At 71.7% G+C, this 19,475-nt stretch carries 19 protein-coding genes and 1 tRNA gene; 13 read left to right on the forward strand and 7 right to left on the reverse strand.

Annotated features, from left to right (window positions below; all coding sequences use genetic code 11):
- Nucleotides 1-5: 5 nt before the first annotated feature.
- From ACWD35_RS12015 to ACWD35_RS12040, 6 genes are all read left to right on the forward strand, one after another.
- Entirely contained in the window at nt 6-1,208 is a 1,203-nt protein-coding gene (locus tag ACWD35_RS12015) for an NAD(P)/FAD-dependent oxidoreductase (RefSeq protein ID WP_451351059.1), read from the forward strand.
- On the forward strand, nt 1,205-1,507 hold the full coding sequence (locus ACWD35_RS12020) for a (2Fe-2S)-binding protein (RefSeq protein ID WP_451351060.1): 303 nt from the start codon (nt 1,205-1,207) through the stop codon (nt 1,505-1,507). Before ACWD35_RS12015 ends, ACWD35_RS12020 begins: the two co-directional genes overlap by 4 nt.
- A complete protein-coding gene (locus ACWD35_RS12025) occupies nt 1,500-2,933 on the forward strand; it encodes an FAD/NAD(P)-dependent oxidoreductase (RefSeq protein WP_451351061.1) in 1,434 nt (477 codons plus the stop codon). The genes ACWD35_RS12020 and ACWD35_RS12025 overlap by 8 nt, the downstream gene beginning before the upstream one ends.
- Before the next feature lie 72 nt (nt 2,934-3,005).
- The gene (locus ACWD35_RS12030; protein ID WP_451351062.1) at nt 3,006-3,902 is read left to right on the forward strand and encodes a dihydrodipicolinate synthase family protein; all 897 of its coding nucleotides are present in this window, start codon (nt 3,006-3,008) and stop codon (nt 3,900-3,902) included.
- A 64-nt stretch (nt 3,903-3,966) separates the two neighbouring features.
- Nucleotides 3,967-4,968, forward strand: coding sequence for a proline racemase family protein (locus ACWD35_RS12035; RefSeq protein WP_451351063.1), 1,002 nt, complete (start codon nt 3,967-3,969; stop codon nt 4,966-4,968).
- Nucleotides 4,969-5,022: 54 nt separating this feature from the next.
- A complete protein-coding gene (locus tag ACWD35_RS12040) occupies nt 5,023-5,751 on the forward strand; it encodes a GntR family transcriptional regulator (RefSeq protein ID WP_451351064.1) in 729 nt (242 codons plus the stop codon).
- A gap of 30 nt (nt 5,752-5,781) precedes the next feature.
- On the opposite strand, the gene ACWD35_RS12045 is transcribed toward ACWD35_RS12040, so the two are convergent.
- Complete coding sequence (locus ACWD35_RS12045) at nt 5,782-7,233, reverse strand: purine-cytosine permease family protein (protein ID WP_451351065.1); 1,452 nt, start codon at nt 7,231-7,233, stop codon at nt 5,782-5,784.
- A gap of 187 nt (nt 7,234-7,420) precedes the next feature.
- On the opposite strand from ACWD35_RS12045, the gene ACWD35_RS12050 reads away from it, so the two are divergent.
- Complete coding sequence (locus ACWD35_RS12050) at nt 7,421-8,236, forward strand: serine hydrolase (RefSeq protein ID WP_451351066.1); 816 nt, start codon at nt 7,421-7,423, stop codon at nt 8,234-8,236.
- Between the two features lie 34 nt (nt 8,237-8,270).
- Here the strand turns inward: ACWD35_RS12050 and ACWD35_RS12055 are convergent, their stop codons facing one another.
- Nucleotides 8,271-8,987 (reverse strand): DUF4232 domain-containing protein, encoded by a 717-nt coding sequence (locus tag ACWD35_RS12055; protein WP_451351067.1) that lies wholly within the window; start codon nt 8,985-8,987, stop codon nt 8,271-8,273.
- Nucleotides 8,988-9,664: 677 nt separating this feature from the next.
- Between ACWD35_RS12055 and ACWD35_RS12060 the strand changes: the two genes are divergently transcribed.
- From ACWD35_RS12060 to ACWD35_RS12070, 3 genes are all read left to right on the forward strand, one after another.
- Complete coding sequence (locus ACWD35_RS12060; RefSeq protein WP_451351068.1) at nt 9,665-11,680, forward strand: ABC transporter ATP-binding protein; 2,016 nt, start codon at nt 9,665-9,667, stop codon at nt 11,678-11,680.
- Between the two features lie 89 nt (nt 11,681-11,769).
- Entirely contained in the window at nt 11,770-12,249 is a 480-nt protein-coding gene (locus ACWD35_RS12065) for a class I SAM-dependent methyltransferase (protein WP_451351069.1), read from the forward strand.
- A gap of 19 nt (nt 12,250-12,268) precedes the next feature.
- Nucleotides 12,269-13,627, forward strand: a complete 1,359-nt coding sequence (locus tag ACWD35_RS12070) for a bifunctional class I SAM-dependent methyltransferase/NUDIX hydrolase (RefSeq protein ID WP_451351070.1) — start codon at nt 12,269-12,271, stop codon at nt 13,625-13,627.
- Here the strand turns inward: ACWD35_RS12070 and ACWD35_RS12075 are convergent.
- Together ACWD35_RS12075 and ACWD35_RS12080 are read right to left on the reverse strand one after the other, a co-directional pair.
- Nucleotides 13,609-13,682: transfer RNA gene (locus ACWD35_RS12075), tRNA-Pro, on the reverse strand. The genes ACWD35_RS12070 and ACWD35_RS12075 overlap by 19 nt on opposite strands.
- Nucleotides 13,683-13,888: 206 nt before the next feature.
- Complete coding sequence (locus tag ACWD35_RS12080; protein ID WP_451351104.1) at nt 13,889-14,404, reverse strand: hypothetical protein; 516 nt, start codon at nt 14,402-14,404, stop codon at nt 13,889-13,891.
- Nucleotides 14,405-14,567: 163 nt separating this feature from the next.
- On the opposite strand from ACWD35_RS12080, the gene ACWD35_RS12085 reads away from it, so the two are divergent.
- The 3 genes from ACWD35_RS12085 to ACWD35_RS12095 all read left to right on the forward strand — a co-directional run bounded on the left by ACWD35_RS12085 (nt 14,568) and on the right by ACWD35_RS12095 (nt 17,292).
- Nucleotides 14,568-14,912, forward strand: a complete 345-nt coding sequence (locus tag ACWD35_RS12085) for a cupin domain-containing protein (RefSeq protein WP_451351071.1) — start codon at nt 14,568-14,570, stop codon at nt 14,910-14,912.
- A 134-nt stretch (nt 14,913-15,046) separates the two neighbouring features.
- The gene (locus ACWD35_RS12090; protein WP_451351072.1) at nt 15,047-16,207 is read left to right on the forward strand and encodes a Gfo/Idh/MocA family protein; all 1,161 of its coding nucleotides are present in this window, start codon (nt 15,047-15,049) and stop codon (nt 16,205-16,207) included.
- 80 nt (nt 16,208-16,287) lie between these two features.
- Nucleotides 16,288-17,292, forward strand: coding sequence for a Gfo/Idh/MocA family protein (locus ACWD35_RS12095; RefSeq protein ID WP_451351073.1), 1,005 nt, complete (start codon nt 16,288-16,290; stop codon nt 17,290-17,292).
- 52 nt (nt 17,293-17,344) lie between these two features.
- Here the strand turns inward: ACWD35_RS12095 and ACWD35_RS12100 are convergent, their stop codons facing one another.
- From ACWD35_RS12100 to ACWD35_RS12110, 3 genes are all read right to left on the reverse strand, one after another.
- On the reverse strand, nt 17,345-17,542 hold the full coding sequence (locus ACWD35_RS12100) for a hypothetical protein (protein WP_451351074.1): 198 nt from the start codon (nt 17,540-17,542) through the stop codon (nt 17,345-17,347).
- A 116-nt stretch (nt 17,543-17,658) separates the two neighbouring features.
- Entirely contained in the window at nt 17,659-18,561 is a 903-nt protein-coding gene (locus ACWD35_RS12105) for a sugar phosphate isomerase/epimerase family protein (protein WP_451351075.1), read from the reverse strand.
- A 2-nt stretch (nt 18,562-18,563) separates the two neighbouring features.
- Nucleotides 18,564-19,475, reverse strand: a complete 912-nt coding sequence (locus tag ACWD35_RS12110; RefSeq protein WP_451351076.1) for an ATP-binding cassette domain-containing protein — start codon at nt 19,473-19,475, stop codon at nt 18,564-18,566.

The raw sequence follows: 19,475 nt of genomic DNA on the forward strand, positions 1-19,475 counted from the left end.
CTGGCATGGCGAAGCGACTGACCTGCGATGTCGTGGTCGTCGGAGCCGGGATGGCAGGCGCGGCCTGCGCCTTGTACGCAGCCCGGTCCGGCCTGGACGTGAGAGTGGTGGACCGGGGCCCGGTGGCCGGCGGCACCACGGGTGCCGGCGAGGGCAACCTGCTCGTCTCCGACAAGGAACCCGGCCCCGAACTGGAACTCGCGCTGCTGTCCGCCCGGTTGTGGGCGGAGCTGGCGGAGGAGCTGGGGGCGTCGATCGAGTACGAGCCCAAGGGCGGTGTCGTGGTGGCCGCCACGCCCGCCACACTCACCGCGCTGCACGCCTTCGCGGCGGGCCAGCGCGCCGCCGGGGTCACGGCCGAGCCGGTCGGCCCCGACGAACTCCCCGACCTGGAACCGCACTTGGTGCCCGGAATGGCGGGTGCGGTGCACTACCCGCAGGACGCCCAGGTGATGCCCGCGCTGGCCGCGGCCCACCTCCTCCGCGTCTCCGGCGCACGACTGCACACGGGCCGGACCGTGACCGGGGTGCTGCGCGCGGCGGACGGCGCCGTGCTCGGCGTCCGCACGGACCGGGGCGACATCCACGCGCCCGCGGTGGTGAACGCGGCCGGCACCTGGGGCGGCGAGATCGCGGCGCTGGCGGGCGTACGGCTGCCGGTGCTCCCGCGCCGCGGCTTCGTCCTGGTCACCGAGCCGCTGCCGCGCATGGTCCGGCACAAGGTGTACGCCGCGGACTACGTCGCCGACGTGGCGAGCGACTCGGCGGGCCTGCGGACCTCGCCGGTCGTGGAGGGCACCGCCGCCGGTCCCGTCCTGATCGGGGCGACCCGCGAACGGGTCGGCTTCGACCGGTCCTTGTCGCTGCCGGCAGTGCGGGCGCTCGCGGCCGGAGCGATCGGGCTGTTCCCGTTCCTGGAGCGGGTGCGGGCGCTGCGGACCTACGCGGGGTTCCGGCCGTATCTGCCCGACCACCTCCCGGCGATCGGCCCCGACCCGCGAGTGCCGGGCCTGTTCCACGCCTGCGGGCACGAGGGCGCCGGCATCGGACTGGCCACCGGTACCGCCCAGTTGATCGCCGGGACGCTGACCGGAAAGACACCGGAGCTGGACCTCACGCCGTTCCGTCCGGAGCGGTTCGGGGAGCACTTCGAGGAGCACTTCGGCTTCGAGGAGAGCTTCAAGGAGAAGGGAGACAACCGCCCGTGAATCCACTGGAGTTGACCCGGGCCCGGCCGGGTGCCGCGTTCACCGTCACCTTCGACGGCCGGCCCGTCGAGGCACTGCCCGGCCAGACGGTCGCGGCAGCCCTCTGGACAGCCGGTGTCACCGCCTGGCGCAGCACGCGCGAAGCCGGGCTCCCGCGCGGGGTGTTCTGCGGGATCGGTGTGTGCTTCGACTGCCTGGTGACGGTCAACGACCGGGCGAATCAACGAGCTTGTCTGGTCGTCGTACGGCCGGGCGATGTGATCCGCACGCAGCGGGGGACGGGGCGAGACGATGGCTGAGCGACCGCATCTCGCCGTCGTCGGCGCGGGTCCGGCGGGCCTCGCCGGGGCGCTCGCGGCGGCCGAGCGTGGCGTGCGCGTCACCCTCGTGGACGCGGCAGCTCAGGCGGGCGGCCAGTTCTGGCGGCAGCCCGCCACCGCCCTCGGCGCCCGCCGCCCGCAGGCCCTGCACCACCAGTGGCGCACCTGGACACGCCTGCGGGACGCCCTCGACCGGCACCGCACCGCCGGACGCATCACGCACCTGACAGATCATCATGTCTGGTGCGTGCAGCGGGACTCGGACACCGGCGTGGTCACGGTGCACGCGCTCCGCGGGCCCGCCCAGGACGAGGACGCTCAGGAGGAGGACGCTCAGGAGGAGGGCGTCACCGTCCGCGCCGACGCCGTCCTGCTCGCGACCGGCGGCTACGAACGCGTGCTGCCCTTCCCCGGCTGGACGCTCCCCGGCGTCGTCACCGCGGGCGGTGCGCAGGCCATGCTCAAGGGCGGCCTGGTACTGCCGGGCCGCAGGGCCGTCGTCGCGGGCACCGGCGTCCTGCTGCTGCCCGTGGCCGCCGGATTCGCGGCGGCCGGTGCCCGCGTGGTCGCGCTGGTCGAAGCGGCCGGACCGGCGGCCCTGCTGCGGCGGGCGCCCGAGCTGGCCGCGCAGCCCGGCAAGCTCGCCGAAGGCGCCGGGTACGCGGGGCAGTTGCTGAGGCACGGCGTGCGTGCCCTGCCCCGGCACACCGTGGTCGAGGCGCACGGCACCGAGCACCTGGAGGCGGTCACCGTCGCCGCACTGGACCGCAACGGGCGCCCGCGACCCGGCAGTTCGCGCCGCATCCCGTGCGACACCCTCGCCGTCGGACACGGCATGCTGCCGCACACCGATCTCGCCGAGACCCTCGGCTGCGCCCTGTCCGGGACGGACGTACGCGTCGACGACGAGCAGCGCACCGACGTGCCCGGCGTCTGGGCCGCAGGCGAGACCACCGGGATCGGCGGCTCCTCGCTCGCGCTGGCCGAGGGGCACATCGCCGGACGCTCGATCGCCGCCCGCCTGTACGGCAGGGCCCCCGACCCGCGCGGCTGGGCCGCCGCCGCCCGGAGCCGCAAGGGGCTGCGAGCGTTCTACGCGGCCGTCGACGCCGTGTACGCACCACCCGCGGGCTGGGCGGACCAGGTCACGGACGACACGGTGGTGTGCCGCTGCGAGGAGGTCACCGCCAGGGAGGTCCGTACAGCCGCCGGCACGCTCGGCGCGGGCGACCTGCGCACCGTGAAGCTGCTGACCCGGGCCGGGATGGGCTGGTGCCAGGGCCGGGTCTGCGCACCGGCGGTGGCGGGCGTGGCCGGCTGCCCGCTCACCCCGGGACGACGGCCGTTCGCCCGGCCGGTGCCGCTCGGGGTACTGGCCGAACTGCCCGTGGAGCGGCCGGACTGACCGCGAGCACACCCCGAGCAGACCTCAGCACGGCGCAGTAACATGTCACACCCTATTTGATTGGGGCCCTTCATGACCCACCCGGAGAACCGACCCTGGCGCGGCATCCTCGTCGCCACCGCGCTCCCCCTCCGCGCCGACCTCTCGGTCGACTACGACCGGTTCGCCGAGCACTGCGCCTGGCTCGTCGCGAACGGCTGCGACGGCGTCGTGCCGAACGGCTCGCTCGGCGAGTACCAGGTGCTCACCGCTCAGGAGCGCGCCAAGGTGGTGGAGACGGCCGTGGCCGCGGTCGGCGGTGCGCGGGTGATGCCGGGCGTCGCCGCGTACGGCTCCGCCGAGGCCCGCCGCTGGACCGAGCAGGCGGGCGAGGCCGGCTGCGCCTCGGTGATGCTGCTGCCGCCCAACGCCTATCGCGCCGACGAGCGTTCCGTGGTCGCGCACTACGCCGAGGTCGCCAGGGCGGGCCTGCCCGTGGTGGCGTACAACAACCCGATCGACACCAAGGTCGACCTCGCGCCCGAACTCCTCGCCCGGCTGCACGGCGAGGGCCACGTCCACGCCGTCAAGGAGTTCTCCGGCGACGTCCGCCGCGCGTACCGGATCGCCGAACTCGCCCCGGAACTGGACCTGTTGATCGGCGCCGACGACGTCCTGCTGGAGCTGGCCATGGCGGGCGCCAAGGGCTGGGTGGCCGGGTACCCGAACGCCCTGCCCGCGGCCTCGGCGGAGCTGTACCGCGCCGCCGTGGCCGGCGACCTCACCACCGCGCTCCCCCTGTACCGGCAGCTGCACTCGCTGCTGCGCTGGGACTCGCGGACGGAGTTCGTGCAGGCCATCAAGCTGTCCATGGACATCGTCGGCCGCTACGGCGGCCCGGTGCGCCCGCCGCGCGTGCCCTTGCTGCCGGAGCAGGAGGCCGCGGTCCGGGCAGCCACCGAGAAGGCCGTGGCCGCCGGACTCGCCTGAGAAGTCCGTGAAGTCTGTGAAGTCCGTGAAGGCCGAGAAAGAAGGCTGAGAAGGAGGCCAGAGCATGCGCAGCAAGCTCGTCCTGCACGCCGTCGACTCGCACACCGAGGGCATGCCGACCCGGGTGATCACCGGCGGGATCGGCACCGTACCGGGTGCGACGATGAACGAACGACGCCTGTACTTCCGTGAACACCGCGACCCCGTCAAGCAGTTGCTGATGAACGAGCCGCGCGGTCACTCCGCGATGAGCGGCGCGATCCTCCAGCCGCCGACCCGCCCCGACTGCGACTGGGGCGTGATCTACATCGAGGTGTCCGGCTATCTGCCGATGTGCGGGCACGGCACGATCGGGGTGGCCACCGTGCTGGTCGAGACCGGCATGGTGGAGGTCGTGGAGCCGGTGACCACGATCCGCCTGGACACCCCGGCGGGCGTCGTGGTGGCCGAGGTCGCGGTCGAGGACGGTGCCGCCAAGAACGTCACGTTGCGCAATGTGCCGTCCTTCAGTGTCGGCCTGGACCGCAAGGCGGTGCTCGCCGACGGGCGCACGGTGACGTACGACCTCGCCTACGGCGGCAACTTCTACGCCATCCTGCCGCTGGAGGAGTTCGGCCTGCCCTTCGACCGGGCCCGCAAGGACGACATCCTCGCCGCCGGGCTGGCGCTGATGGAGGCGATCAACGCCGAGGAGGAGCCGGTGCACCCGGAGGACCCGTCCATCCGCGGCTGCCACCACGTCCACCTGTACGCGCCCGGCGCCACCGCTCGCCTCTCCAGGCATGCGATGGCCATCCACCCCGGCTGGTTCGACCGCTCCCCCTGCGGCACGGGTACGAGCGCGCGCATGGCGCAACTGCACGCGCGGGGCGAACTCCCGCTGCACACCGAGTTCGTGAACGAGTCGTTCATCGGCACCCGGTTCACGGGCCGGCTCCTGGGCACGACCGAGGTCGCCGGAATCCCCGCCGTCCTGCCGAGCTTCACCGGCCGCGCCTGGATCACCGGCACCGCCCAGTACCTGCTCGACCCGACCGATCCCTTCCCGGAAGGGTTCGTACTCTAGGCTGCGACGACCGGGCGACAACCAGACGATGACCAGTCTGCGATGATGCGTGACATGGCACAGAGACCACAGGGTCCACAGGGTGCGGACGCACCCGCGCTCCCCCGGCTCGGCGGCCGGCGGAGCAGCTACCGCGAGCGGGTCGCCGACGCACTGCGGGCCGCGCTGATCGCGGGCGAGCTGCGGCCGGGCGAGGTCCACTCGGCGCCGTCGCTCGCCGCCCGCTTCGGTGTGTCGGCGACGCCGGTGCGGGAGGCGATGCTGGACCTCGCCAAGGAGGGGCTGGTCGACACGGTGCCCAACAAGGGCTTCCGGGTCACCGCGGTCTCCGACCAGCAGCTCGACGAGTACACGCACATCCGTGCGCTCATCGAGATCCCCACCGTGGTGGAGCTGGCCCGCACCGCCGACCGGGTCTCGCTGGAGGCGCTGCGCCCGGCCGCCCGGGAGATCGTGACCGCGGCGGTGGCGGGCGACCTGATCGCTTACGTCGAGGCCGACACCCGCTTCCACCTGGGCCTGCTCGCCCTCGCGGGCAACGCCCACCTGGTCGAGGTGGTCGCGGACCTGCGGGGGCGCTCCCGCCTCTACGGCCTGACCGCCCTGGTCGAGGCGGGCCGCCTGCTGGCCTCGGCCGAGGAGCACCTGGAACTCCTCGACGCGCTGCTGGAGCGCGACGAGACGGCCGTACACGCGATCATGACCCGGCACCTGGGACATGTCCGGAGCCTGTGGGCGGCGAAGGCGACGGGCGCGACGGGAAGGACAGACCCGCAGGACTGAACGCGCTTCCGGCCAGGGGAACTTCGCAGTTCAGGGCTCGCGGTGCTCGTGTGCCGCCCGCTCCAGGGCCACCGCCTCCGCCTCGGCGACCCGCGTCTCGGCCTCCACGTCGATCGAGCGGGTCAGCCACCAGTACAGCAGCGCGGAGACCGGCAGTCCGATGAACAGGGAGATGTCGGCTCCGCCGAGCGCCTTGGCGGCGGGGCCGACATACAGGGTCCCGACGGAGAAGAACGGGATCATGGCCACGAAGCCCGCCAGGTAGGCGGTGATGCCGTGCCAGCCCCAACGCCCGTAGATTCCGTGCGGGTTGAAGATCTCGGCGACGGCGTAGTGGCCGCGGCGCACGACGTAGTAGTCCATGAGGTTCACCGCGGTCCACGGGATGAACAGGTAGAGCACCAGCAGCAGGAAGTTGTTGAAGTTCTCCAGGAAGTTGGAGGTCGCGGCCAGCGCGCCGACCAGGGAGAGCGCCGCGGTCAGACCGAGGGTCACCAGGCGTACCGCGAGCGTGGGCCGGACCCGCTTGAACGAGTCGATGGCGCTGATGAGCGTCAGCGAACCGCCGTACATGTTCAGCGCGGTGACGGACACCAGGCCGAGAGCGGCGAAGAGCAGCACGATCGCGCCGAACCCGCTGAACACCTTGTCGCCGGCCGCGTTGATCGACTTGATGGTCTCGAAGTCCTTGCCGGCCCAGGCCGCCAGCAGGGACCCGAGCACCATCAGCCAGATCCCGCCGAGCGCGGAGCCGAAGTACGTCCAGTAGAAGGTCTTGCGGACCGTCACGTCCGGCGGGAGATAGCGCGAGTAGTCCGAGACGTAGATGGCCCAGCTGATCTGGTAGCCGGCGACGACACCGAACTGGGCGAGGAACGGCGTCCACTTGAAGCCGCCGAGGTCGAAGGAGCCCGCCGGGTAGTGCAGGGTGACGAGGACGCCGACGGTGAAGATCCCGAAGATGACCAGGAAGGTGTACGTCAGGAACCGCTCGGCCTTGTGGATGATGTCGTAGCCCACCAGCGCGATGACGAGCGCGATCACGGTGACCACGACCACCCACAGCTTGACGCTCCCGTGCAGGGTGGTGTGCAGGGAGTCCGCGGCGAGGATGCTGTTGAAGACGTTGAACCCCGCGTACTGCACGTAGGCGAAGAGCCACACCAGGAGGGCGCCGACGTAGCCGAACTGGGGCCGCGACTGGATCATCTGCGGCAGGCCCAGCTGGGGCCCCTGGGCCGAGTGGAAGGCCATGAAGAAGGTGCCGATGACGGTGCCGGCGACGATGGAGAGCAGCGACCAGATGAGGTTGCCGCCCTCGGTGATGCTGATCAGGCCGACCGCCAGGGTGGCGATCTGGGCGTTGGACATGAACCACAGCGGGCCGAGGTGCCAGAGCTTGCCGTGCCGCTCGTCCAGGGGGACGTAGTCGATGGACCGGATCTCCAGGCCGGTCACTCGTGGCTCCGCTGATGTGCCCATGACGCCTCCCGGGTGCCGGTCCGCCCCTCTGGTCACATTGTTCCCCCACGGCCTGCCGGTCACGCCGTGCGAGGCTCGGTGACTATTGGTGCGCATATCTGTTGCTCTGCTCACAAACAGCCCGTAAAGAGACCTTTTCGTGGCAGCCGTCACTTCGCCGAGGCGGCGTCTTGTCTACGTTCACTCCATGCCGAACCGAACCCGTTCCCTGTCGCTCTGCGGCGTGCTCGCGGCCACACTGACGACGCTGGTCACGGCCGGCACCCTCAGCCCGGCACAGGCGGCCACAGCCACGGTGCCGACCCCGGCACCGCGCGTGACGACAGCGGTGCTCGACCTGGACGCCACCGGCCGGCAGCCCGCGCTGTACGGCGCCGACACCCCCTACGACACCGCGAGCATCGTCAAGGTCGACATCCTCGCCACGCTGCTGCTACAGGCGCAGGACTCCGGGCACGCCCTGACCGCCCAGGAGCGCGCCCAGGCGGAGACGATGATCGAGCACAGCGACAACACGGCCGCGAACGCCCTCTGGCGGCGCATCGGCCTCGCCCCCGGCCTCCAGGCGGCGAACAAGCGGCTGGGCCTGACCTCCACCACGGGCGGCCCCGGCGCCAAGTGGGGGCTGACCCGCACCACGGCGAGCGACCAGATACGACTGCTGCGCGCGGTCTTCGACACCGGCCCGACCACGAAGACGGGCTCCGCGCCCGCGCTCAACCAGGCGTCCCGCGCCTACATCGGCACCCTGATGCGCCGGATCGCCACCGAGCAGTCCTGGGGCGTCTCGGCGGCGGCCGGCTCCGGGTGGGCCCTGAAGAACGGCTGGCTGGAGCGGAACACGACCGGGCTGTGGGACGTCAACAGCGTCGGCCTGATCACGACGGGCGGCCACCACTACCTCGTCGCGGTCCTCTCGGACGGCCACGCGTCGATGCAGGACGGCGTCGCACGGGTGGAGCGGGCGGCGCGGGCCGCCGTGAACGCGACAGCGGCCCGCTGACGGGACGGTCGACGCCCGCGCCCTCGCGCCATCGTCAGGACGGCTTCGCCGCCGAGACCGCCGTCGCCGTGACCTTGTTGTCGCACTCGGCGAACACCCCGTCCGTCAGAGCGACTTGATGTGCCCCGGCGCCGGGCAGCCCGACCACCAGCGTCGGGTACGAGGCGGGCTTCGCGCCGGACACGCAGTAGCCGTCACCCTCGCCCTGCACCTGGACGAAGGTCAGCTTCACCCACGCCTTGCCGCCGGGCGCCAGCTTCACGGTCGACGCGGCACCGGCAGCGGTCACCGCCAGCGGGGTGTTGTGCTCGGGCGAACCCATGCCCGCCCCGGCCACCGTCGGGTGGCCCTGCAGGACGCACGCCTTGCCGGACACGTTGACGAACTGGACGACCGCCGCTCCGGTGCCCGTGCCGTCCGGGCGTACGGCAGCCTGGTACGCCGTCGCCTCCAGCGACGTGGCCGCGCACGCCGGTACGGCGTGGGTCGAGGTGTCGGACGCCGGTGAGACAGGCGCGGCCGGGCTCGCGGGCGAGGAGGCGGCCGGCGAGGAGGCCGTAGGAGAGGCTGCCGCGGGGGAAGGGGCCGTGGCGGAAGGGGCCGTGGGGGACGGAGCCCCGATGATCGGGGCCTGGGACGGTGCCTTGGACGCGTGCCCGTCGTCGCCCGACTGGCACGCGGTCAGCGACACGGTCGCCGCGATCGCTGCAATCGCCGACGCGGCGACGCGGATGGTGTTTCGGTGCTGCATGGGGTCCCCCGAGGTTCGGCGTGCACAGGACGACCGGCTCCGAGCCGGTGCTCACCGACGGAGACAGAGCCGCCTGACCAGGGGTTCCACCGCGCAGCACCTGTGACGCGGCAGTGACGAAAACCGGCAGGAACCATGAAGAAACCGCGGACGGAAGGGACGGAAGAGATCCGCTGGGCGTGTTCCGCCGACTTCTTGATCTCGCGGAGGCTGGTCTCCGGGCCCGCCCGCAGTGAACCGGGCCGGGAACCGCGCCTGACGGACTCTCCCCCGCAATACCTCGAAGGGGTGATCCGAGCCGTTCGAGCGACACAGGCACGCCCCCGGGCAAGGCGCGCTTGCCCTCAATCACCCCATAGAACATCTGTCCACGATCTGCTCCGGTACTGCCCGTTACAGGTCCATCCGGGGGCCGTTGTTAGAGCACCAGTACCCCTCGCGCGTCCGTTTGGAGGACCCCGTGAATCCTGTACCCGCCCTCGTCGATCCTGCCGCCGTATTCGAACGTCTCCGGCCGGCCGTCCCGTGCTCCACTCGATCCTGGCGCCAAGTTGACGCCGCCCAGAGCGCAGCGCGACCGGATACGAGGTACCTGGCATGACCGAATCCAAGAGCGGCCTCACTCATCGGCCCGCATACCGGGCTCTTCACCGGCCTACACAAGGAGGCGTCCTGTGATGCGGTTCTTCGGACGTGTGCGGATGGTCGAACCCCAGGTTTCCGACGCCGAACATGAGCTGTTCGGGGGTCCTCTGCGCTACGACACGGGCTGGTCCGAACACGAGCACGCGCGACTGGACCTGACCCTGCTGTCCGCCCTGCGCTCCATGCCAGGGCTGGTCGGGACGACCTTACGGATGGCGTGGGACGCGGACCGGCGTGCCTTGCTTGCCGTCACATACAGCGAGATCGGACAAGGCATCGCGGCAGCCGTCGGGCTGCTCGCGGTCAATGCGGTCATGCACGCGCTGCTCGGCTCGGGCACGGCGGTGCAGCGGTTGCACGCGGTGTTGCCCGGGCTGCTCGCCGCCGCCGGGATCGCGGTGGTCAACTCGGCTTTCGCCGGATGGTCCACCTCACGGGCGGGCCGCCTGGAACCTCTCGTCGAGCGGATCGCCACCACTCAGTACCTGGCCGCCGCGGCTTCGGTCGAACTGGAAGCCATCGAGGACCCGGACTTCCGCAGGCTGATCGACGTCGCCCAGTACGGTGCGGCATCCGCCCGCCGCATGATCAGCGCGTGCGTAGCCGCCCTGAACGGCACCATCTCACTGATCGCAACGGCCGGTGTGCTCACTGCCCTGCACCCGGCATTGCTGCCCATGCTGATCCTGATCGCCGCCCCACGGGGTTGGGGCGCCATGCGCGTGGCGCAAGAACGATATGTGTCGGTGATGACCTGGATCGAGCATGTACGGGCCGGCCGCCTTATCGGCAATCTGCTCACCGAGCGCAGCGCAGCCCAGGAGGTACGCATCCACGCCGTCGGTCCGTTCCTGCTCGGCCGGTACCAGCGCATGGCCGAGAGCGCCGAAGCCGAGCAGGAGCGGCTGGCCTCCAGCAAGGCCGCCACGGAGTGGGTCGCTGCCGCCATGTCCGGTCTGGCTATGGCGGCAACGTACGGGACCATGTTCTTGCTGATCATGAGCGGGCACATGAGTCTGGCCGTAGCCGGGACCGCGGTCATCGCCGTCCGCTCCGGCTCGGCGAGCCTGGGCGCACTGGTGATGAACGTGAACCAGCTGCACGAGGAGTCCCTCTACGTCCGCGATCACTCCCGCTTCCTGAACGAGGCCGCACGGCGGGCCATCCCTCGCGGAGGCGATCCCGTTCCCACACGGGTGAAGCAGGTGGTCCTCGACCAGGTCACCTACCACTACCCAGACCGCCAGAGCCCTGCCCTGGACGGTGTGTCGCTCGCACTGCCCATGGGCTCGGTCACCGCGGTGGTCGGCGAGAACGGTTCCGGCAAGAGCACTCTGATGAAGGTGCTGTCGGGCCTCCTGCTGCCGCAGAGCGGGACCGTTCTATGGGGTGATGCCGAGGTGGCGTCCCTGGACCGCTCCCACCTCTTCGACCGCGTCGCACTGCTCACCCAGGACTTTCAACGCTGGCCCGTCACGGCAGCGATGAACATCCGGATCGGCCGCCCCGCCCATGAAGCCGGCCCCGAGGACCTGCAGCCGTCCGTCGACTACGCCGGGGCCGGACCCGTCATCGAGAAACTCCCCGACGGCCTGCAGAGCCTGCTGGCCCGGATGTTCCGCGGCGCAAGCGAACTGTCCGGCGGCGAGTGGCAGAAGATCGGCCTGGCCCGCACCCACTGGCGCAGCTCCACCTCAGCGGCCGACGGCGTCCTCATCGTGGACGAGCCCACTTCCGCCCTCGACCCACAAGCGGAGATCGCCGCCTTCGACCGTATCCGCCGGCTCGCCGCCCCGAACCGGGCCGTCGTCCTGGTCACCCACCGCATGTCCGGCGTCCGGCACGCCGACCGCATCTACGTCCTGCACCAGGGCCGACTGGCCGAACAGGGCAATCACCAAGAGCTGATGGCTGCCCAGGGCCGCTACGCCGCGATGTTCGACGCCCAGGCCGCCCAGTACGCGCCGGCACCCGCCATCCCGCACCCAACCCCGCCCACCGGGGCCACGGCCGCGCCGGTGCCGCCCGCTCGCGAAGGAGACGAATGACGACTGTTACTGCCGGCCCCGGCTATTGGGAACCGCTCTGGGCCGGCGGACGCCGGTACCGGAAAACCACCAGCGCCGAAGCTACGCTTTTGGCGGATCATGTCGAGCCCGGCCGCGGACGCCCGGCTCTCGACATCGGCACCGGCGACGGCGCCCTCGCCCGTCGCCTCCACCAGTTCGGTTACCGCACCACCGGCATCGACTTCGCGCCCAGCGCCATCACCGCAGCCCAGAACGCGCAGCGCGACGACGGGCCGACCTGGCATCTGATGGACTTCACCGCCGACGACCTCAGCGCCCTCCCGGACCCCGCGTACGCGGTCGTCACCTGCCGCCTGGTCTACCGGTGGATGGACGACAAGCCGGCGTTCATCGACCGCGTCCGCCAAGTCCTGGCACCCGGCGGCACCTTCTGGGTCGTCACCGAACTCGCCGGCCGTCGCGAGGACAGCGCCCCCCTCAAGCACCTCGGGATCACCGCCGCCGAGGCCGCGATGCTCACCACACGCTGGTCCGACGTCCGGACCGCCGATCTCGACGTGCTGCGCTGCTACGCCCTCCGCCCCTGAACTCGACTTTGGAGCCACCGTGTTGGACACCGAGCGGCAGACACGCCTCGCCTGGGACGCCTACGGAGCACACCACCTGCGGCGCGGTACGCCCCTGACGGAAGTGGACCAGATCGCCTGGGGTCCCGCGGCGAACGGGCCGGGGGACGACATCCTCGGGGACCTGAGGGGTCTGCGCGTCCTGGACCTCGGCTGCGGCCCCGCCCGGCACGCCGCACACCTGGCCCGCGCCTACGGCGCGCAGGTCGACGGCGTCGACGCTTCCCCCAGCCAACTCAAGCGGGCCCGCGTCCGCTATCCCGATGTGCCGGGACTGCGGCTGGTCCACGCCGACGCCGTCGAGCACCTGGGCACGGCAGCGCCGTACGACGTGATCCTCTCCCTCAGCACCGTCCACTTCCTCGACCCGCACCGACTCCTGCCCGCCCTGGCGACCGCCCTCAAGCCCGGGGGCCGGCTGTGCTTCACCGTGCTGCACACCAACTCCGCCTGCGACGGCCCCAGCTCGACCGTCGTCCCACGCCCGGAGATCCTGCGCCTGCTGGACGGCGACGACCTCACCGTGCACATGTGGGTGCTCACACCCGAGTTGTGGGAAGACCTGCTCGTCCAGTACGGGCTTCGCGTGAAGAGCGTCACCGTCCTCGATGCGCCGCAGGAGAACAACCACGCCTCCTACCGGCTGTTCCAGGTCTACCGACCGGCCCGGATCACCGCCCGTCCCCGTACCGCGAAGCCGCCTGTCGCCCGCGCGGCGGTGGGCGTCGGCGCCGTGCTCCTCGGGCCCCGGGGCCTGCTCCTGGGCCGGCACCGGCTGGGCACACGAGAGCTGCCCGGCGGGACTGTGGAGCCGGGCGAGTCTCTGCAGGAGGCAGTCGTGCGTGAACTCGCCGAGGAGACCGGCCTGTACGCGGACCCCGCCGACGTCCGCCTCCTGGGCATGCTCCTCGACCAGGCAGGCGACGTCGTCCGCATCACCTTCGGCGCGCTCGTCACACGGTGGCGCGGAGAGCCTGCCGACCAGCCCGACGAGAGCGTCGGCGACTGGCGCTGGTGGCCACTGGACTCCCTACCCCCGAACCTGTTCGAGTGCAGCGCCCAGATCCTCACCGCCTGGCGCCCCGACCTGCCGATCGACCACACACCTGCCCGCTCTCACTCGCGCCGACGGGCAGCTCGCGACGGCACCAGGGGAATGCGGCAGTCCCTGCACCGGAGGCCCTTGCTGAACTTGCCGGCCAGGGACTTCGGGCGACGTGGTCGTGGCCTCGGCGTACAGCTGCTCGGCGTGTCCCCAAGAATGGTCAAGAGGCCGTGCCGGATTACTCCAGCACGGCCTCCGACCTGCGTTTTCGCAAGTCGGGACGACAGGATTTGAACCTGCGACCCCTTGACCCCCAGTCAAGTGCGCTACCAAGCTGCGCCACGTCCCGTTGCGGGTCCACGCGGAGCGTTCCGCGTGATCACGCAGGTCAACCCTACCGCACCTGTGCGGGTGCCCCGGTCACCTCGGCTGCGCGGGCTCCAGTCCTTGACCAGGCTGTCCTTGACGGCGAACACCGCGTCCGTGTCCAGATGCGCGCGGGGCGGCCGGTTCGGTGGTCATACCGACTCCATGCCCAGCGGCGCCCCGGGGTGCCTACTTGATGAACGCGTTCGCCACCACCACACCCACGCCCAGCAGCGCGTCCGCCGCGCCCACGAGGACGGAGACCGGCCAACTCCGCGTCGTCCAGCGGGCGGTGACCATGCCGAGGGTGAACAGGATCGCGATGTTGAGACCGAACACCACGTACTGGACACCGTTCGCCGCCCACCAGTGCCAGCCGGCGCCCGCCAGCAGGAACACCGAGGGCAGGACGACCGCGACCAGCGGCCACTCGTTCCGCAGGCTCCGCAGCACGTCCCAGCGGCGGTGCGCGCCCCGCTCGGCGATGTAGTGGGCATAGCCGTGGGCGAGGGCGGAGGCCAGCGCGGTCACCAGCAGCCAGGCGGCGTCGTAGCGGCGCACGGCGGCGTCGCTGCGGCCGTACTTGGAGAGCGCGGCGACCATCGAGCTGGCGAGGACGGCGCCGTAGACCCCGCCGAACAGGACGGCCTCGCGCGTGTCGTGCCCCCGGTGCGGCTCACCGGGGGCCGCCGTGCGGTCAGCCATGCCCTCCACGATCACCCGGGCCCGGCGCCACCGCCAGTCGGCCACGGGTCCACCGCCCGTCCTCGCCCCGCCCCCACGCCCGACGAAGTGTCCTCTCACCAGGCCGTATGCCCCACACACTGTCTGCGGCGGCACGGCACGGGCGCTGGCTAGGGTCGGCCTCATGACGCACAGCTTCGCTCTCCACATCCCCGACGCCGACCTCGAACCCGAGCCCCTCGACCCGGAGCAGATCGTCTCCGGGACCCCCGAGGTGACCGGCAAGGTGGTCTGGGAGTCGGCGGACGGCCGGCAGATCCGCGGCATCTGGCAGATCACGCCCGGCGTGGTCACCGACACCGAGGCGGACGAGCTGTTCGTCGTGATCAGCGGCTCGGCGACGATCGAGGTCGAGGGCGGTCCGACGCTGAAGGTCGGGCCGGGCGACATGGCCGTGCTGCGCGCGGGCGACCGTACGACGTGGACCGTGCACGAGACGCTGCGCAAGGCCTACGCCATCAACCTCTGACCGCGCCCGCCCCCTCTCTGCCCCTCCGACCACCTCTGACGGGTCAGCGCGGGCCCGCGCTTCTTGACAGCCCAGTTCATGTCCGGACATCGTGACCTGGACAGGAGATGGACCGGTCCGAGTGAGGGGCTGTCATGGTGGATGCGCTCGGTGTCGCCGTCGTCGGGTTCGGCTGGATGGGCCGGGTGCACACCCAGGCGTATGTCCGCCTCCCGCACCACTATCCGCAGCTGCCGCTGCGCCCCCGGCTGGTCACGGTGGCCGAGGAGGTGCCGGGCCGCGCGGAGGAGGCCGCCGCGCGGTTCGGGTTCGCCTCCGCTACCCGTGACTGGCGCGAGGTGGCCGCCGATCCGCGCGTCCAGGCCGTCAGCATCACCGCGCCGAACTTCCTGCACCGGGAGCTCGGCGTGGCGATGGCCGAGGCCGGCAAGCACATCTGGATCGAGAAGCCGGTGGGCCTGAGTGCCGAGGATGCCCGCGCGGTCGCCGACGCCGTCGCCAAGGCGGGCGTGCAGGGCGCGGTCGGCTTCAACTACCGCAACGCGCCCGCCGTGGAGGCCGCCCGCGAGCTGATCGCCTCCGGCGAGCTCGGTACCGTCACGCATGTCCGCATCCGGCTGTTCAGCGATTACGCCGCCCACCCGGACGGGGCGCTGACTTGGCGGTACGAGCGGGCGCGCGGCGGCAGCGGGGTCCTCGGCGACCTGGCCTCGCACGGCGCCGACCTGGCCTGCTTCCTGCTCGGCGACCTCGCCTCCCTCACTGCGGACACCGCCGTCTTCGTCCCCGAGCGGGCCCGCCCGACCCGGGCCACCGCGGGCCACGCGCTCGCCACCGGCGGCGAGCTGGGGCCGGTCGAGAACGAGGACTACGTCAACTGCCTGCTGCGCTTCGCCTCCGGCGCCCGCGGGGTCCTGGAGGCCTGCCGGGTCTCGGTCGGCGAGCAGAACAACTACGGCTTCGAGGTGCACGGCACCAAGGGGGCGGTGTTCTGGGACTTCAGGAGGATGAACGAACTCGGGGTCAGCCGCGGTACGGCGTACCAGGACCAGCCCGTGAGCACGGTGTACGTCGGCCCGGGCGCGGGCGAGTTCGCCGCGTTCCAGCCGGGCGCGGCCAACGCCATGGGCTACGACGACCTGAAGGTCATCGAGGCGTACCGGTTCCTGCGCTCCGTCGCCGAGGGCACGCCGTACGGCGCCACACTCGCGGACGCCGTGCGCAGCGCCGCCGTGCTGGACGCCATGGCGCGGTCGGCCGAGAGCGGGAGGTGGGTCAACCTGCCGGTGCCGTAGGCAGGTTGCACGGCGGGACCACCACAAGAATGGCACGCACCACCACGTCACTTCCGTGACCGAAAGGAACTGTTCAACCCATGCGTATCGGAATCCTCGGTCTCGGCCGCATCGGCGCGTTCCACGCCGAGACCCTCTCCGGACTCGGCGCCGTCGAGTCCCTCGTCGTCGCCGACCCGCTCGCGGACGCGGCCAAGGCCGCCGCCGAGCGGTTCGGGGCCGAGGTCGCCGACTCCCCGGAGGCGGTGCTGGCCGCGGGGGTGGACGGGCTGGTGATCGCGGCGGCCACCGACGCCCACCCGGCGCTGATCCGGGCCGGAGTCGAGGCGGGCGTGCCGGTCTTCTGCGAGAAGCCCGTCGCCCGGACCATGGCGGAGGGCGTCGAGGTACTCAGGGCCGTCCGGGGCAGTGACGTGCCGGTCCAGATCGGCTACAACCGCCGCTTCGACGCCGGCTTCGTCGCCGCCCGGGAGGCCGTACACAGCGGGGAACTGGGCAAGCTGCACACGGTCCGCTCGACGACCCTGGACCCGGCGCCGCCGCCGGCCGCGTACATCGCCGCCTCCGGTGGCATCTTCCGGGACTGTTCCGTGCACGACTTCGACATCATCCGCTGGGTGACCGGCCGCGAGGTCACCGAGGTGTACGCGGTCGGCGGCAACCGGGGCGCCGACTACATCAAGGAGGCGGGCGACGCCGACACCACGGGCGCGATCCTCACCCTGGACGACGGCACGATCGCGGTGGTCTCCAACTCCCGGCACAACGCCCGGGGTTACGACGTCCGCATGGAGCTGCACGGCTTCGGGGACTCCATCGCCGTCGGCCTGGACGACCAGCTGCCGCTCCGCTCGGTCGAGCCCGGGGTGACCTTCCCGGCCGGCACCCCGCACGACTTCTTCATGGACCGCTTCACCGACGCCTACCGCGCCGAACTCACCGCGTTCACCGAGCTGGTGGCGGGCACCCGGCCCTCCCCCTGCACGATCGAGGACGCGCTGGAGGCGGGCTGGATCGCGGAGGCCTGCACCCGGTCGCTGCACGAGCACCGGCCGGTGACACTCGCGGAAGTACGGCGGGGGTGAGTCAACCGTGCGGCGCGCCGGCCCGGTGCCCGGCGCCGCACGCGTCGGCCGGTCAGGCGCAGTAACGCACCAGCCACTCGTCAGCGTTGTACGCGTCCCGCGCGGGGTCCGGCAGCGTCGCCGGCCTGGTCTCCACCGTGTCCTCCGGGCGTATCCGCTCGGGCAGCGCGCCGAAGCGGGCCCGACGGCGGGCGGCCTCCCCGGTCGCCGCACCCTCCACGGTCTCCCCGTGTTGCGTGCCGTGCGTCATCCCGTCCTCCTCGTCTTCGCGGACGTCCCTCGTACACCATGACGAACGCCCGGGAACCACCGTTGGTTCCCGGGCGTCCTGCGTCCTCAGGACCTGCTGGATCCCCCTGATCCCCCTCAGGCCCCGCACGAGCGCAGGAACCGGCGGGTGCGCGCCGCGATCGGCAGCGGAGCGTCCGGCTCGCACGGGTACATGTCCTGCTCGACGATCGCGAACAGCTCCACCCCGAGCCGCTGTGCGGCCTCCAGCACCGGCCCCAACTCGGGGACTCCGGACGGCGGTTCACACATCACCCCCTGTGCGACCGCCGGGCCGAACGGGGTGCCCTCGGCCCGCACGCCGGCCAGGATCTCCGGGTCGACCTGCTTGAGGTGCAGGTAGCCGATCCGCTCGCCGTAGGTCTCGATCAGCTTGACGCTGTCCCCGCCGCAATAGGCGTAGTGCCCGGTGTCCAGGCAGAGGTTGACCAGTTCGGAGTCGGTGGAGTCGAGAAACCGTTCGACATGTGCCTCGGTGTCGATGTGGGTGTCGGCGTGCGGATGCACGACGAGTTCGAGGCCGTACGCCTCCCTGACCTCGTGGCCGAGCCGTTCCATGCCCTTGGTCAGGTGCGCCCACTGCTCGGCCGTCAGCTCCGGCGGCTCCAGGATCTCGGCGGTCTTGTCGTCCCGCCAGAAGGAGGGGATGACGACGAGGTGCCGGGCGCCCATGGCCCGGGTGAGCGCGGCGACCTGGCCGACGTGTGCCCAGGTGGACTCCCAGACCGAGGGGCCGCGGTGCAGGCCGGTGAAGACCGTACCCGCCGACACCTTCAGGCTGCGCCGCCCCAGTTCGTCCGTCAGCCGCGCCGGGTCGGTGGGGAGGTAGCCGTACGGGCCGAGTTCGATCCAGTCGTAGCCGGCCTCGGCGACCTCGTCCAGGAAGCGTTCCCAGGGCACCTGGCGTGGGTCGTCGGGGAACCAGACGCCCCAGGAGTCGGGGGCCGAGCCGACCCGGATGCGGTCGAGGGCGTGGGGCATGGTCAGGAGGTCCCTTCGGGCGGGTTGGCCCCGGGTGCGGTGAGGTCGCTCTCCTCGGGGAGTTCGTCGACGTCGACGCCGCGCACCTGGGCCAGTTCGTGCTTGAGGGCGGCGAGTTCGGCGCCGCCGGCCATGTGGTTGGTCAGCTCCTCCAGGGTGATCTCGCTGCGGTCGGCGGACAGTTCGAGGGTGCCGAGGCGCAGCACGGTGAAGTGGTCGCCGACCATGTAGGCGTGGTGGGGGTTGTGGGTGATGAAGATGACGCCGAGGCCGCGGTCGCGGGCGGCGGCGATGTACTTCAGGACCACTCCGGACTGCTTGACGCCGAGGGCGGCGGTCGGCTCGTCGAGGATGAGGACGCGGGCGCCGAAGTAGACGGCGCGGGCGATCGCCACGCACTGGCGCTGACCGCCGGAGAGGGTGCCGATGGGCTGCTCCAGGTCGTCCAGGACGATGCCCATGTTGCGCAGTTCCCGGTCGGCGGTCTTCTTCATGCGGCCGATGTCGAGGCGGCGCAGGGGCCAGGGGCCCTTGGTCATCTCCGAGCCGAGGAAGAAGTTCCGCCACACCGGCATCAGGGGCACGGTGGCGAGGTCCTGGTAGACGGTGGCGATGCCCTTGTCGAGGGCCTCGCGCGGGGTGCTGAAGCGCACCGGGTGCCCGTCCACGAAGAACTCGCCCTCGGTGTGCTGGTGCAGCCCCGAGATGATCTTGATGAGGGTGGACTTGCCGGCGCCGTTGTCACCGAGGACGCAGGTCACCTGGCTCGGGTACACCGTGAGGTCGACGCCGTGCAGGGCGCGGATGTTGCCGTAGGACTTGCCGGCACGGCGCAGTTCCACGAGGGGGCCCTCGCCCGCGGGCACGGTGTCCTGGAGGACGGCGCCGTGGGTGCCGGCTGCGTTGCTGGTCAT

The sequence above is a fragment of the Streptomyces sp. NPDC002671 genome, from assembly GCF_053592475.1.

Bases quoted from the DNA above. Each gene is read 5' to 3' on its own strand.
- ACWD35_RS12015 (WP_451351059.1), top strand. From the start codon at position 6: ATGGCGAAGCGACTGACCTGCGATGTCGTGGTCGTCGGAGCCGGGATG.
- ACWD35_RS12025 (WP_451351061.1), top strand. From the start codon at position 1,500: ATGGCTGAGCGACCGCATCTCGCCGTCGTCGGCGCGGGTCCGGCGGGC.
- ACWD35_RS12030 (WP_451351062.1), top strand. From the start codon at position 3,006: ATGACCCACCCGGAGAACCGACCCTGGCGCGGCATCCTCGTCGCCACC.
- ACWD35_RS12035 (WP_451351063.1), top strand. From the start codon at position 3,967: ATGCGCAGCAAGCTCGTCCTGCACGCCGTCGACTCGCACACCGAGGGC.
- ACWD35_RS12040 (WP_451351064.1), top strand. From the start codon at position 5,023: ATGGCACAGAGACCACAGGGTCCACAGGGTGCGGACGCACCCGCGCTC.
- ACWD35_RS12045 (WP_451351065.1), bottom strand. From the start codon at position 7,233: ATGGGCACATCAGCGGAGCCACGAGTGACCGGCCTGGAGATCCGGTCC.
- ACWD35_RS12050 (WP_451351066.1), top strand. From the start codon at position 7,421: ATGCCGAACCGAACCCGTTCCCTGTCGCTCTGCGGCGTGCTCGCGGCC.
- ACWD35_RS12055 (WP_451351067.1), bottom strand. From the start codon at position 8,987: ATGCAGCACCGAAACACCATCCGCGTCGCCGCGTCGGCGATTGCAGCG.
- ACWD35_RS12060 (WP_451351068.1), top strand. From the start codon at position 9,665: ATGCGGTTCTTCGGACGTGTGCGGATGGTCGAACCCCAGGTTTCCGAC.
- ACWD35_RS12080 (WP_451351104.1), bottom strand. From the start codon at position 14,404: ATGGCTGACCGCACGGCGGCCCCCGGTGAGCCGCACCGGGGGCACGAC.
- ACWD35_RS12085 (WP_451351071.1), top strand. From the start codon at position 14,568: ATGACGCACAGCTTCGCTCTCCACATCCCCGACGCCGACCTCGAACCC.
- ACWD35_RS12090 (WP_451351072.1), top strand. From the start codon at position 15,047: ATGGTGGATGCGCTCGGTGTCGCCGTCGTCGGGTTCGGCTGGATGGGC.
- ACWD35_RS12095 (WP_451351073.1), top strand. From the start codon at position 16,288: ATGCGTATCGGAATCCTCGGTCTCGGCCGCATCGGCGCGTTCCACGCC.
- ACWD35_RS12100 (WP_451351074.1), bottom strand. From the start codon at position 17,542: ATGACGCACGGCACGCAACACGGGGAGACCGTGGAGGGTGCGGCGACC.
- ACWD35_RS12105 (WP_451351075.1), bottom strand. From the start codon at position 18,561: ATGCCCCACGCCCTCGACCGCATCCGGGTCGGCTCGGCCCCCGACTCC.
- ACWD35_RS12110 (WP_451351076.1), bottom strand. From the start codon at position 19,475: ATGACCAGCAACGCAGCCGGCACCCACGGCGCCGTCCTCCAGGACACC.